The following is a 12822-nucleotide window of genomic DNA, read 5'->3' as shown; positions in this document are numbered from 1 at the left end:
GCCGGCGCGTTGCCCGGGATGTCGTCCGGGTCGCCGTAGGCGTCGCCGTGGTGGCCGTGCTCCGAGAGGTCCTTCTGCACCCGCGGGTCGTCGGCGTCGGCGAAGTAGTCGAACGGGATCGTCTCGTCGGACCCGTTGGACACCTTCATCGCGTTGAGGACCGCGCTGATGACCACGGCCAGGACCACGTTCATCACGAAGGCGGTCATCGCGATGTAGCCCATCTCGCCGAGCCCCGGGATCTCGCCGAGGGAGCCGCCGAAGTGCTTGCCGGTGACGGGGTTGATGACCTGGTAGGCCTCGACCGTGCCGTAGACCATGCCGACGGCCCAGCCCACGAGGAGGCCGTAGCGGTGGAACCACCGGGTGAAGAGGCTGAACACCACGGCCGGGAAGGTCTGCAGGATCCAGATGCCGCCGAGGAGTTGGAAGTTGATCGCGTTCTGCTTGTCGAGCGTCAGCACGAAGACCAGCGCGAACGCCTTCACCAGCAGCGACATCAGCTTGGAGACCTTGGCCTCCTGGGCCGGGGTGGCGTCCTTCTTCAGCCACTCCTTGTAGATGTTGCGGCTGAAGGTGTTGGCGGCGGCGATCGACATGATCGCGGCCGGCACCAGGGCGCCGATCGCGATCGCGGCGAAGGCCACGCCGGCGAACCACGACGGGAACATGTCCTCGAACAGCTGGGGGATGACCAGCTGAGCGTTGGGCTCCCCGTCGAGCCCGATCGGCTGCGTGCCCGCCGCGATGGCGACCCAGCCGAGCAGGGCCAGCAGGCCGAGCACGAAGGAGTACGCCGGCAGGATCGCGGCGTTGCGGCGGATCGTGTTGCGCGAGTTCGACGACAGCGACGCGGTCACCGAGTGCGGGTACATGAACAGCGCCATCGCCGAGCCCAGCGCGAGGGTGGCGTACGCCCAGCCCTGGCCGACGCCGGGGATGAACGCGCCCGTCGGCTTGCCGGTCGCCTCGTTGGTGGCGGCCATCTTCTCCTCGGCGGCGCCGAAGATCGCGTCCCAGCCGCCGACCTGGCCGGGCAGGTAGACGATGGCGACGATGATGACCAGGTAGATCAGGATGTCCTTCACGAACGCGATCACCGCAGGGGCGCGCAGGCCGCTGGAGTAGGTGTAGGCGGCCAGCAGCGCGAAGGCGATGAAGAGCGGGGCGTCCTTGGCGATGATGTTGTCGCCGCCGCCCAGCCCGGCCACCTCGAGCACCGCCTGGATGCCGACGAGCTGGAGGGCGATGTAGGGCATGGTGGCCACGAAGCCGGTGACCGCGACGGCCAGCGACAGCCCTCGGTCGTCGTACCGCCCGCGGACGAAGTCGGCGGTGGTGACGTAGCCGTGGCGGTGGCTCACCGACCACAGTCGCGCCATGAAGATGAAGATGATCGGGTAGAGCACGATCGTGTAGGGCACGGCGAAGAAGCCGGCGACGGCGCCCGTGGCGAACATGGCCGCGGGCACGGCGACGAACGTGTACGCCGTGTAGAGGTCGCCGCCCAGCAGGAACCAGGTGATCCAGGTGCCGAACTTGCGCCCGCCCAGCCCCCACTCGTCGAGCGACTCCATGGAGTCGGCGCGCATGAAGCGGCTCGCCATGAAGCCGGCGACGGTGACGACCGCGAAGAGCGCGATCAGCACCCCGAGGGCGACGCCGTTGACGCCGCCGGTGTCGGCGGCCAGCACCGTCAGCTGCGGGGTCACCGGTCCTCACCCACCTTGTGGCTGGTCAGGCCGCGGGCCGAGAGCGTGAGCCGGTAGGCGGCGAAGGTCAGCGCCGAGCAGATGAAGACCCAGAGGAACTGGTACCAGAAGAAGAACGGGAAGCCGAGCAGCTCCGGCTCCGTCCTCGCGTAGCTCGGCACCCACAGGAGGGCGACGATGGGGATCAGGAGCAGGACTCCGGCGATCGCCATCTTCGTCTTGTCGGTCGGGGGCGGGCCCTCGTCGGGGCGCGACTGTGCAGTGTTCCCGGAATTCACCCGCGAGACCTTACTCCCGGCGTGACGGCCGTCACCCACCCCTGGGAGGGGCGGGATCGCGACGCCGACGAGCGGTCGGTCTGGCGCGACGAACGGTCAGCCGGCGGTCGTGAGGAGCACGGCGAGGACGTGCTTGCAGGGCCCGCGACCGGCGGCGTGGCTGTCGGCCCACGGGCAGGTGCAGACCAGGTCCGACCCGGTTGATCCCTGCACGGTGTGCTCGGTGTCCCTGCTGCCGCGCACCCGCCACGTGCCCGTGCCGTCAGGGCGTACGCCGTCGGTCTCAGCGAGCTCGTGCGCGTGCCGCAGCCGGGGGTTGCGGCGGATCACCTGCTCGGCGTCGGTCGGGAGCTCGCGGTGGAACCACGCACCCTCGGTCAGGTCGTGCCCGAGCCGGCCGGAGGCCGCGAGCCACGCCAGCCCGTCGGCGACCTGCGCGGGCGGGAGCCCGGCCCGCTCGGCGAGCGCCGCGGCGTCGATCACGGGGTCCCAGCCCAGGATGTCGAGGAGCGCGCGCCCGTGCTGCTCGCTCGTGCGGCTGACGAGGCGCAGCAGGAGGCCGCCCTCGCCGGAGAACCCGCGGAACGGGTGCGCGGTGAGCACGAGGGTCAACCGGGCTCCCGGCAGGTCGAAGACCCACGCCGTCGCGCCGTGCTGGTCGCGGTGGATCGTGAGCCGACGGGCGAAGCGCAGCACCCGGTCCATGCCCCTCAGCCGCGTGGCGCCCGGGATCTCGATCGAGGCCGGCAGCGCCCGCGGCAGCACGCGCGCGGTGCCGTGGCCCACGAGGAGGTGGACGACCGGTCCGGGCGACCCCGACCGTGGCAGGTCGCGGGCGAAGCGCGGGATCGCGGCGCCGGACAGCTCGGCGTGCTGGGTCATCGACGCGCTGACGTACGGCACCTCCGCCAGCCCGCGGACCCACCGGTCGGGCAGCGAGACCTTGCGCTCGACGTGGGCCTCGTCCGGCGTGCTCGCGCGGAGCTCGTCGGGTCCGACGGAGAGGTGGAGCAGGTCGGCGCCGCCCATCTTGGCGAGGGCCGACCGCAGCGGCTGGTTGATGTCGACGTTGGTCGTGCCGAAGCCCACCTCGCCGCCGTCGAGGCCGTCGGGCAGCACGTCGAGCCGGGTGTGGACGGAGTTGCACCCGGAGAAGGACTCGAAGCGCAGCCGGTCGCCGCTCGCCGTCACCACCGGGTCGAGGTTGGCCAGCCGCTGCGCCAGCCCGAAGTCGGCGTACGTCGTCGCGGCGACGTCGGCGACCGCCAGCAGCCCGGCCGCGAAGACCTGCGGGTGCGCGGGGAAGCCCCGGAAGAAGACGGGACGCTCCACCAGGCCTGTGGGCGTGAGCGCGGTCGCCGTCTCGAGCCCGAGCCGCCGCCCGGTGGGCCCGTCGAGGAGCGCGGAGGCCGCGCCGTATCCGCTCATCGTTGCTCCAGGAAGTCGGGGACGTGCTCGGGCGGGACCTCGTGCATCCGCCGGCGCAGCACGGCGACGAGGGGGTCGAGATCGGCCGGTCGCTCGTCGCGGGCCAGCCCGGCCTCCACGATCGCGACCGCCACCGGCCACAGTCCGCGCAACGCGCCGCGGAGCATCGCCCGCTCCCACCCGAGGGCGCCGTCCGCCGCGTCCGGCGGCGCAGCGTCCCAGCGCGCGCTGGCCGCGCGCACCGCCACGGCCGGGTCGAGCCGTCCCTGGTCCTGGAGTCGCACGAGGCTGACGAAGTCCGGGTCGTGGTGGACGGTCGGCGACGGGGTGAAGAGGTGGTCGAGGACCACGGACCAGCCGTGCACGCCGATCGGGCCACCCACGTCGGCCAGGCTGTCGTCGGCGTCGTGCCCGTGGAAGCCCTGGCGCAGCCAGAGGTCGGGTCGTCCGGGGAGGGTGTAGGCGTCGTCCGCCCGCGCGCGGGGTGGCCCGTCGTCGAGAGGTGCCCCGGCCAGGGCCTCGCACGAGCTCCACGGCACCGGGCACGCGGCGTCGTACGCCCACTGGTGGGGGACGTTGGTGCGCTTCGGCGTGAGGCGCAGCCCGCCGCCGTCGACCCAGCGCTGCACGACGTCGACCGCGCGGTCCTGCCGCGACCCGTCCGGCGAGGACAGCGCAGGGTCGACCAGGGCCTCGACGGCTGCCTCCGGCACGCTGCGGAGGTCGCCCGGACGGAGCCGCCCCAGTGCGAGCCTCAGGTCGAGCGGCCCGACGCTCTCGGCCGCGGCGAGACGCTCCCACAGGTGGTCGAGGCCGAGGCTGCCGTCGCTGACGTCGGTGGTGCTGACGACCCGGCCGCCCCGCTCGGCGACGAGGAGCGCCTCGCAGGTGTGCAGGAACTCCAGCCATGACTGCGCGCCGCGCCACTGGTCCGACCACCACTTCGGCATCACCGGCTCGGCGGAGGCCAGGCCGTCACGGACGGTCCACTGGAAGGACTTCGTGTGGGCCTCCATCGGGTCCATCTCCTCCAGCCAGCCGGGCAGGAGGTCGTCGACCGAGGCCGTCGCCCGTGCCAGCGTCCAGTAGGACGCGGTCGTGAGCTCACCTCGCGCCCACAGGGCCACCGCCTCGGGGAAGGCGCCCGAGACCCGACTCTCGGACCACCCGGCGAACACGTCGCGGACCGCTGCGGCGCCGTGCTCGACGACCAGGGCCACGAGCTCGTCGAGGAGCAGCGACGTCAGCACCCGACGGCGCACCGCCCCGGGGACCTGGTGCGGCTCGAACGGTGTCGCCGCGATGCGCGGGCCGATCGTGCCGAGGTCGCGGGTGGGCGGGTAGGCGAGTCCCCACGGGACCCGCTCGGTCTGCTCGGTCCACGACCCGAGGGCTGCGGGGACGGCCGCACCGGGCTCCCGCGACGAGCCGAGCAACGTGGCCAGTCGTCCGGCCTCCTGCGCGGACTTCGACCGGCCGTCGGCGAGCCGCAGCAAGTGGGCGGGGAGGTCGTGCGGGCGCGGGACCTCGACGGCGTACGTCGCGAGGAAGGCCAGCAGCCGGTCGAGCCCGGAGGCCGGTCGGGGCGGGGCGGCGCAGAGGTCGGCGACCTCCACGGCCACGGCCCAGGTCGCCTGCATCGCGCCGGCGAGGAAGAGCGGCTCGAGGAGCGCCACCGTGTGGACCGGGCTGAGCGCGCCCTCGGCAGCGAGCTCGTGGGCGGTCACGCGCATCTCGGCCGCCGTCAGCGTGCCGCGAGCCAGTGCGACGAGGACGTCGTCGGTGAGGCTGTCGTCGCGCGACGAGCCGGTGCGCAGCGCCTGCCACAGGCGGTCGCGCAGCGGGCGCCGCCACGGGTTCTGCCACCCGGTGGGTGCCGCGGCAGGCGGGAGCTCGAGGTCCCACAGCCCGAGTGCGTCGGGAGCCTCGGGCGCGGCGCCGGCCGTCCCGCCGAGCGCGGCCCGGGCCTTGTCGTACCTCTCCCTGTCGGTGAGGTCGTCGTCGGCCTCGGCCAACACCTCGACCGCCTCGAGCAGCCCGGCGTGGTCCACGCGGGTGCCGACGGCGTCGGGTGCCAGGGCCTTCAGCAGCGTGCGGCGCACGCCCTTCTGCGCGCGGGGTGCGACGACCCGGGCCAGCTCGACGGCGTCCTCGCCGGTCCGGACGGACTCGATGGCCAGGGCGAGGACCGGCGCGACGGCCGAGGCGTGGCAGGACGACAGGATGCTCAGCAGCAGGTCGAGGCCGCCGGGCACCTCGTCGGCGCGCAGCCCGAGCGCGCTGAGGACGCCGACCAGCGCATTCTGCGAGGACGGCTTCTGGCCCGCGGTCAGCTGCTCGAGCGCGATCGCGAGGGTGCGGTCGCGGTCGATCAGCCCCTTCTCGACGAGGGTCGGCAGGACCTGGCCGAAGGCCGGCCACGCGCCCACCTCGCCCGACGCGAGCTGGAGGTAGACGACGTCCGGGAGGAGCGGGTCCGCCAGGAGGTGCTCGAGCGTCGGCTCGCGGTCCGTCCACCGCGACGGCTCGACCTGGCCCTGGAGCTGCCGGATCCAGCCCTCGTGGAAGAGCGCTCCTGCCGGTGCGGGCAGTCCGTGGGCCCGCACCACGGCGTCCAGGAGCATCAGGACCGTGCTGGCACCCTGGGCCGACGGACGGACGGCGTCCGCCGCGCTCGCGAAGGACTCGATCCACCGGGCGTCCTTCTCGACGAACGCGGCCACGAGCTCCGGCTGGTCGTGGTTGTCCCAGAAGGACAGCTCGGCAGCCACAGCCTTGACCGCCGCGGCGGGCGCTCCCAACCGGGCGTGGGACACGAGTCGCGCGCGCCGCATGGCCACGTAGCGCTCGTAGGTGCCCTCGTGCATCCAGTCGCCGAGCTCCGGCGGGCCGGGGTGGCGGTCGACGTCGTGCTTGCTCGCGACCCACCGGCGCGCCACCGCGAGGTCGTCCCCCGCCAGCCCGTCGACGTACGAGCGCAGGGTCTCGAGGTCCCCGGCGAGCACCAGCTCGCGCAGGCGTGCGCCGACGTCGTGCGATTCCCCCGTCACGCCGCGCAGCCTAGGCCGAAGCGGCGGTCGGGGGGAGGAGATCAGCCGAGCAGCTCGTCGGCCGCCGTGGCGCTGGAGTCGCGCAGGAACGTCGAGCAGCGCTGCCACTCCTCGGTCTCGCCGATCGCCCGTGCGGCCAGCGCGAGGAGGGCGAGCGAGCGCAGGAAGCCGCGGTTGGGCTCGTGCTCCCACGGCACCGGGCCGTGGCCCTTCCAGCCGTTGCGGCGCAGCATGTCGAGCGAGCGGTGGTAGCCGACGCGGGCGTAGGCGTAGACCGTCACGTCGTCCGCGCCGGCGTCGTGCGCCTGCTGGGCCAGGGCGGCCCACGCGGCCGGCGACGCCGGGTGGCGGCGTACGACGGCAGCCGGAGCGTCGCCGCCGGCGAGCTCGGCGTCGGCGGGGTCGGCGGGCAGGTGGGTGGGCGGGGGACCGGCCATCAGGTCGCCGCCGAAGGAACCGGAGGTCATGGGCCAACCCTAGGACCGGGTCGGGGAGACTGCGCCCATGGGTGAGACCTTCACGACCGAGATCCAGGCGCGCTTCCGCGACATCAACCTCGCCGGGCACGTGGACAACGTCGAGGCGGTCCGGGTGCTCGACGAGGCCCGCTACGAGTTCCTGCGCTTCGCCCGCCTCCCCGGCCTGCCCGAGGGCGCCGCGGGGCTGCTGCACCGGGCCGACCCGGGGGTCTCGGAGCTCGTCGCCTCGCAGACGATCGAGTACCACTCCGAGATGCGGTTCGTGCCCTACCAGCCGTTCCTCGCCGCGCTGTGGGTCTCGCGCGTCGGCCGGTCGTCCTTCACGGTGTCCGCCGAGCTGCGGGTCGAGTCGGGCGGCCACCCGGCAGCGGTGTGGGAGTGCGTCAACGTGCTCTGGGACCACCACGCGCAGTCGGCGTGGACGATCAGCGACGCGGTCCGCGCCGACCTCGAGCGCTACCTCGGCGAGCCGGTCGGCTTCCGCAGCTAAGCAGTTCGTCGGTCCTCACACCCCGACTCGAGCGGACATATGGCCGCTCGAGTGGCGTCGTACCGGGCGGGGAGCGACCACATGTGTGTCCCAGTGGGCTGTTCGTCCTCAGGCGGCTGACGCGAGGTCGGGCGTCCACAAGTCCGCGGAACGCCGGCGCGGGTGCGCATCGGCGAACCTCCGCAGGTGGGCCGGGAGCTCTTGGCCGAATCGCGCTGCAGTCACGGCGTACTCCTTGCGCAGCCGCTGCCGGGCCCTCTCGCGGCCGGCGCCGAAGCAGTCCGCCCAGACGATGCTCGATGCGCCCAACCCCTCGGCGCAGATGTCTGTCTGCCTGGCCCGCTGCTTCCACAGGACCTCTTGCGGGGGCTCCTCGGCCACGCCGCCCGCGCTGACCGGGATCAGCTTGAGCTTGCCGTGGCACTCGAAGATGTGGCAGCCCACGCGGAGATCGCACCAGACGATGCGTCCACCAGCGATCCGTACTGCGAACTGGGTCTCGATCTCGCCGAGTCCCAGCGACGCGACGAGCTCGCGTCCCAAGGTTTCGAGGACGGACTCCGCGCCCGCGTCGGAGTCGCTGACCGCCGCTCGGGCACGTGCCACGTGGGGATGACGAACCATCCGCGAGAGCTCGGCGTCGAGATCGCTCAGAGGCACGCCCATCTGTCGGACTGAGTCGATGGCGACCAATCCGTGGCGGTAGCCGTGCCAGCGTGCGATGTCGACAGCAGTGCGCGCGTAGGACGTGACAAGGAGGCCGTCGGCCCTCTCGACGCACAACGGGAGGAGATCACGGTGGCGGGTCACGCCGCCGTTGGTCCGGCTCCCGGTGGGGCCCAGGATGGTGAGGTGGGTCGACTGGGTCGGCGGGTCCAGCGTGTCGATCCGGAGGACTCTGGCGGCCGAGTCGTGGCTCAAGATCGCGGGGCGCTGGCTGCTGAGCACGGCTGCACGGTCCTTGATGACCCAGCGCTCCCGCGTGTCGAGCTGGTCCAGGTCGAGGCGTTGGCAGTAGATGCCGTGCCGCACGACCGCCCAGATCCCGCCTGGCCGAGTCAGTGCCCTGATCTCCCGGGCGGTGTAGCCCGCGAGGAGGGCTTGCCTGCGACTGAACACGCCGCCTTGCGCGGCCGCTGCTGCCGCAAGTGCTGGTCTCATGCAGGCACGATGCGACGGCGCTGAGTGAGGCGCGACCCTGCGCCGGCGATGGGTGTGGACAGGCAGCGAACGGCGATGGCTGTGGATGAGTCCCGGTCATGCCGGAGCGGGTGCGCGGTGACGTACTGGTCGGGTGAAATGGTCACTGGGTGAGCGGTGCGACTCGACTCGAGCGGCCATATGTCCGCTCGAGTGGCCCCCAGGGGACGGCTCAGGCGCCGAGGAGGCGGCGTACCTTCTCCGTCCCGAGCGCGAGGACGAGCGTCGGCAGGCGCGGGCCGCGGTCGGCGGAGACGAGGAGGTTGTAGAGCAGCCGGAAGAAGTTCTTCTGGTCGGCCTTCACCTGGTCGGTGGGGGCGTCGTCGAAGCCGAGGCCGCGGGCCACCTTGGGCGTGCCGTAGACGACCGCGGTCACCGAGTCGAGGTCGGGCTCGGCGGGCAGGCGGTCGAGGAAGATCCGCAGCCAGAGCTCCTCGTCCTCGGTCAGCGAGGAGAGCCGCTCGGTGTCGGGATCGGACCGGACGTTGGTGCGCTCGTCGGCGGAGACGTGCTCGGCGGTCCACTGCATGGCCTTGGACAGCCGCGGCTCGAGGTCGTCGACGGAGTCGTGCGGGAAGCCCGCGGACTCGATGATCCGCGAGATCAGCTCGGCGGAGCCAGCGGTCACGTCGGCGACCGACGACAGCGTGCGGAACGGCACCGGCACCGGTGAGGTCGGCAGCCGCCCGGCGGCCGCGGTCTCGGAGGCGCGGTGCCACGCGAGGGTGGCGACGTCGGCCTTCTCCGCGGCCTTGCGGCCGAGGGCGTCCCACTCGTCGTAGAGCCGCACGACGGAGGGGCCGAAGTCGATGTCGAAGGCCTGCGTCGGCGCCCGGCGGACGTAGAGCCAGCGCAGCATCGGCGACTCGAGGATCCGCAGCGCGTCGGCGGCCGTGGGCACGCCGCCGGCCGACGACGACATCTTCTGCACGCCGGCGAAGCCGACGAAGGCGTAGATCACCCGGGCGGGCGCGCGCCAGTCGAAGATCGAGGAGACCAGCTCCGTGCCGACGGTGTAGGACGAGCCGGGGGTCATGTGGTCGCGACCGGCCGGCTCGAAGTTCACCGACTCGTAGGCCCAGCGCATCGGCCAGTCGACCTTCCACACCAGCTTGCCGTCGGTGTCGGTGGAGAGGTTCGTGGTGCCCTCGAACCCGCACGAGGCGCAGGTGTAGGACAGCGTCGTGGTGGCGTCGTCGTACGCCGTCGTGGTGACGGTGTCGCGACCGCACTGGCGGCAGTAGGGGCGGTAGGGGAAGCGGGCGATCGCGTCGGCGGAGGAGCTCGCCGAGGGGTCGCCCTCCTCGTCGTCCTCGTTGGCGACCGAGTCGGCGAGGTCGGCGGCCTCCTGCTCGGAGGCGTCCTCGGCGGGCGCGACCTTCTTCGTGCGGTACTGGGCGAGCACCGCCTCGATCTCGTCGCGCCGGGAGACGGCCAGCAGCACCTGGTCGCGGTAGGCGCCGGAGGTGTACATCTCCGTCTGGGAGACCTCCTCCATCTCCACGCCCAGCTCGCGCAGCGCGTCCTGCAGCGGGGCCTTGAAGTGGTCGGCCCAGCTGCCGTGGCACTCCCACGGGTCCGGGACGGCCGTCAGCGGGCGACCGATGTGCTCGGCCCACTCCGCCGGCACCCCGGCGGGCACCTTGCGGAAGCGGTCGTAGTCGTCCCAGGAGTGCAGGTGGCGCACCGGCACGCCGCGCCGGCGCAGCTCCTCGGCGACGAAGTGCGGGGTGATGAACTCGCGCAGGTTGCCGAGATGGATCGGTCCGCTGGGGGACGCCCCCGAGGCCACGGTGACCGGGTTGCCCTCGCCGGCGTGACGTACGGCGTCGTCCGCCGCGCGCGTCACCCAGTCGACCGGATCGCCCTGTGCCTGTCGCCCACCTCGTGCCATGCGCGCAAGGCTAACGGGGCGCGCGGTCCGCGCCGCGCGCGGGCGACGCGGCGGACGGAGGGGCCGCTCGCACGGGCGAGGGCCGGGAAATGGGGGAAGCGCCGGAGCCGTCCCCCGCGGCGACTCCGACGCTGTGCTCCCGGAGGGAGCCGACCGCGTCGCACACCCCCGCACGCGACTGGTCGCCCCAGTATGGAGTGGCCGGTCGCTGCCACGGGGGTCGCGAGTGCCGCTGGCACTAAACTGCCAGCATGCCCGGCGACCCGTCCTCCGTCCTCGCTGCACTCGGCCTCGACCGTGCGACCGAGCACCTCTACTTCCGGCTCGTCCCGGTCTCGGGCCACACGCTCACCGGCGTGGCCCAGCTGGTGCAGGTGGGGCCGGAGCGGCTGCTGAGAGACCTCCGCCCGCTGATGGACCGCGGACTCGTGGTCCTCAACGAGGACCGCGTCGTGGTCCCCGCCCTGGCCGACGTCCTGTCGGAGCTGGTGCTGCAGGAGGCGCGTACTGCTGCCGCGTCGGCCACCAAGCTCGCCGAGCTGTCGAGCGCGGTGCCGCACCTGGTGGCCGCGACGACGCGCCCCGACCGTCAGCACCTCAGCGAGGTGCACCCGCTCGACGGTGAGCTCAGCTCGGGTGGCGACCCCCTCGAGCTCCTGAAGCTCATGGTCCGCACCAGCCGCGGCGACATGCTGTGGCTGCGACCCGACGCCTGGGCGATGCCCCGCGAGTCCAAGGTGAGCGAGATGCTCGCCGAGGCGATGGCGTCCGGGCGCCGGTCGCGGGCGATCTACCCCGTGCGAGCCCTCACCGAGGCGCCCGAGGCCCTGCGGGTCCGCGCCCGGCTGGGCGAGGAGGTGCGGGTCATGTCGGAGGTGCGCACCCGGATGTTCATCTTCGGCGACGCCCACGCGGTGCTGCCCGAGCCGCTCGGCTTCGCCGACGAGCCGCGGGTGCACGTCCGGCAGCGCTCGATCGTCGCCGCGCTGACGATGTGGTTCGAGTCGATGTGGGCGAGCGCCGCCCCGGTTCCCGAGCTCGAGGCGGGCGACATCAGCCTCGACGGCAGGCAGTTCCTCCTCGAGCAGCTGATGGCGGGAGCCACCGACGAGGTCATCGCCCGCAAGCTCGGCATCGGGCTGCGGACGGTGCGCCGCCGCATCGCCTCGCTCATGACCGAGCTCGGCGTGGACACCCGCTTCCAGGCCGGTGTCGAGGCGGTGCGCCGCGGCTGGCTCTGAGGTCGGCCGGGCCCCTCAGGGCAGGATCATCGAGTACGCCGCCGGCTCCAGGCGCCAGCTGCGGCTGCGCTCGGGCCCGGAGATCTCCCCATCGGCCGAGAGCCAGAACTCATCGCCGCTCACCTTGACGGTGCGGCCGCGCAGCGTCACCACGTCGTCGCGCTCGTCGTGCTCGCCCTTGCGGAGCCGGGCGACGTAGCCGAGCTTGGCCATCGGCTTCACCGCGCGGCTGATCATCACGTCGAGCAGCCCGTCCTCGGTGTCGGCGTCGGGGTTGAGCTCGGTGCCGCCGCCGACGTTGCCGCCGTTGCCGATCGCGACCATGAGGACCGGACGGTTGACGTCGTTGACGACCTCCCCGTCGAGCTCCACGCGCAGCCGCCAGTTCGGGGGGTGGAAGGCCGACAGGAGCGCGCCGATGGGATAGCCGAGCTTGCCGAGGTTGACCTTGCCGACGCCGACCGCGCCGAGGCGGGTCTTCCAGCTCGCGCCCTTGCGGCTGGCCTGGGCGCCGACGCCGACGTGCACGTTGTTGACCACGATGCTGCCGGTCTCGTCGACGATCAGGTCCACCGGTCGCGGCCGGCCGCTCAGCACGAGCCGGGCGGCGTCCTCGATCTCGAGGGGGATGTCGTTGCCGCGGGCGAAGTCGTTGCCGGTGCCCATCGGCAGCAGCCCCAGGGTCGTGCCGGACAACTCGTGGCGCTTGTAGAGCGCGGTGACGACCGCGTGCAGGCTGCCGTCGCCGCCGGCGACGACGACGGTGCGCCCGCCGGCACGGTGCAGCACCCCGTCGAGCTCGCCGGGGTTGGACGTCTTGGCGACCTCGACCGACGCCTTCGCGCGCAGCACCTCGAGTGCCGCGGCCAGGCGCTCCTCGTCGGAGGTGCCGGCGTCGGCGTTGGTGATCACGAGCAGGGAGCGCACGGCCGGACACTAGCCCACCGGGACACGTCCGCATCCCACCCACAGGTGCCGCCGCCCGTCCGTGGGCGTTCCGCCGGCTCGGCGCCCCCGCGGGGGTGCGGTAACGTGGCGCCGCAAGAGCCC

Annotated in this window: 10 protein-coding genes; 2 read left to right on the top strand and 8 right to left on the bottom strand. The window is 73.0% G+C overall.

What is annotated here, in order from left to right:
- The 5 genes from mctP to Q9S36_RS46240 form a co-directional block, all read right to left on the bottom strand.
- Positions 1–1712: monocarboxylate uptake permease MctP (gene mctP, locus Q9S36_RS46260; protein ID WP_311291519.1), on the bottom strand; the 1712-nt coding region annotated here is incomplete at its 3' end.
- Positions 1709–1990, bottom strand: coding sequence for a DUF3311 domain-containing protein (locus Q9S36_RS46255; RefSeq protein ID WP_311291518.1), 282 nt, complete (start codon positions 1988–1990; stop codon positions 1709–1711). The genes mctP and Q9S36_RS46255, both read right to left, overlap by 4 nt.
- Before the next feature lie 96 nt (positions 1991–2086).
- On the bottom strand, positions 2087–3418 hold the full coding sequence (locus Q9S36_RS46250; protein WP_311291517.1) for an SWIM zinc finger family protein: 1332 nt from the start codon (positions 3416–3418) through the stop codon (positions 2087–2089).
- A complete protein-coding gene (locus Q9S36_RS46245) occupies positions 3415–6468 on the bottom strand; it encodes a hypothetical protein (protein ID WP_311291516.1) in 3054 nt (1017 codons plus the stop codon). The genes Q9S36_RS46250 and Q9S36_RS46245 overlap by 4 nt, the downstream gene beginning before the upstream one ends.
- Before the next feature lie 41 nt (positions 6469–6509).
- Entirely contained in the window at positions 6510–6935 is a 426-nt protein-coding gene (locus Q9S36_RS46240; RefSeq protein ID WP_311291515.1) for a DUF3151 domain-containing protein, read from the bottom strand.
- A gap of 37 nt (positions 6936–6972) precedes the next feature.
- Here Q9S36_RS46240 and Q9S36_RS46235 point away from each other — a divergent pair, with 37 nt between their 5' ends.
- Positions 6973–7437, top strand: a complete 465-nt coding sequence (locus tag Q9S36_RS46235; RefSeq protein WP_311291514.1) for a thioesterase family protein — start codon at positions 6973–6975, stop codon at positions 7435–7437.
- 108 nt (positions 7438–7545) lie between these two features.
- On the opposite strand, the gene Q9S36_RS46230 is transcribed toward Q9S36_RS46235, so the two are convergent.
- Together Q9S36_RS46230 and lysS are read right to left on the bottom strand one after the other, a co-directional pair.
- Positions 7546–8598, bottom strand: a complete 1053-nt coding sequence (locus Q9S36_RS46230) for a hypothetical protein (protein ID WP_311291513.1) — start codon at positions 8596–8598, stop codon at positions 7546–7548.
- A 211-nt stretch (positions 8599–8809) separates the two neighbouring features.
- Positions 8810–10531 (bottom strand): lysine--tRNA ligase, encoded by a 1722-nt coding sequence (gene lysS, locus Q9S36_RS46225; RefSeq protein WP_311291512.1) that lies wholly within the window; start codon positions 10529–10531, stop codon positions 8810–8812.
- 251 nt (positions 10532–10782) lie between these two features.
- On the opposite strand from lysS, the gene Q9S36_RS46220 reads away from it, so the two are divergent.
- A complete protein-coding gene (locus Q9S36_RS46220) occupies positions 10783–11772 on the top strand; it encodes a hypothetical protein (protein WP_311291511.1) in 990 nt (329 codons plus the stop codon).
- Positions 11773–11787: 15 nt separating this feature from the next.
- Here Q9S36_RS46220 and Q9S36_RS46215 read toward each other — a convergent pair whose 3' ends face one another.
- Complete coding sequence (locus Q9S36_RS46215) at positions 11788–12699, bottom strand: YegS/Rv2252/BmrU family lipid kinase (RefSeq protein WP_311291510.1); 912 nt, start codon at positions 12697–12699, stop codon at positions 11788–11790.
- Positions 12700–12822: the final 123 nt, after the last annotated feature.

The organism is Microbacterium sp. ARD31, from assembly GCF_031844425.1.
The sequence above is the reverse complement of the archived record's forward strand: the minus strand, read 5'-3'. Positions and strand labels throughout refer to the sequence as shown.

Bases quoted from the DNA above. Each gene is read 5' to 3' on its own strand.
- Q9S36_RS46250 (WP_311291517.1), bottom strand. From the start codon at position 3,418: ATGAGCGGATACGGCGCGGCCTCCGCGCTCCTCGACGGGCCCACCGGG.
- Q9S36_RS46240 (WP_311291515.1), bottom strand. From the start codon at position 6,935: ATGACCTCCGGTTCCTTCGGCGGCGACCTGATGGCCGGTCCCCCGCCC.
- Q9S36_RS46235 (WP_311291514.1), top strand. From the start codon at position 6,973: ATGGGTGAGACCTTCACGACCGAGATCCAGGCGCGCTTCCGCGACATC.
- Q9S36_RS46230 (WP_311291513.1), bottom strand. From the start codon at position 8,598: ATGAGACCAGCACTTGCGGCAGCAGCGGCCGCGCAAGGCGGCGTGTTC.
- lysS (WP_311291512.1), bottom strand. From the start codon at position 10,531: ATGGCACGAGGTGGGCGACAGGCACAGGGCGATCCGGTCGACTGGGTG.
- Q9S36_RS46220 (WP_311291511.1), top strand. From the start codon at position 10,783: ATGCCCGGCGACCCGTCCTCCGTCCTCGCTGCACTCGGCCTCGACCGT.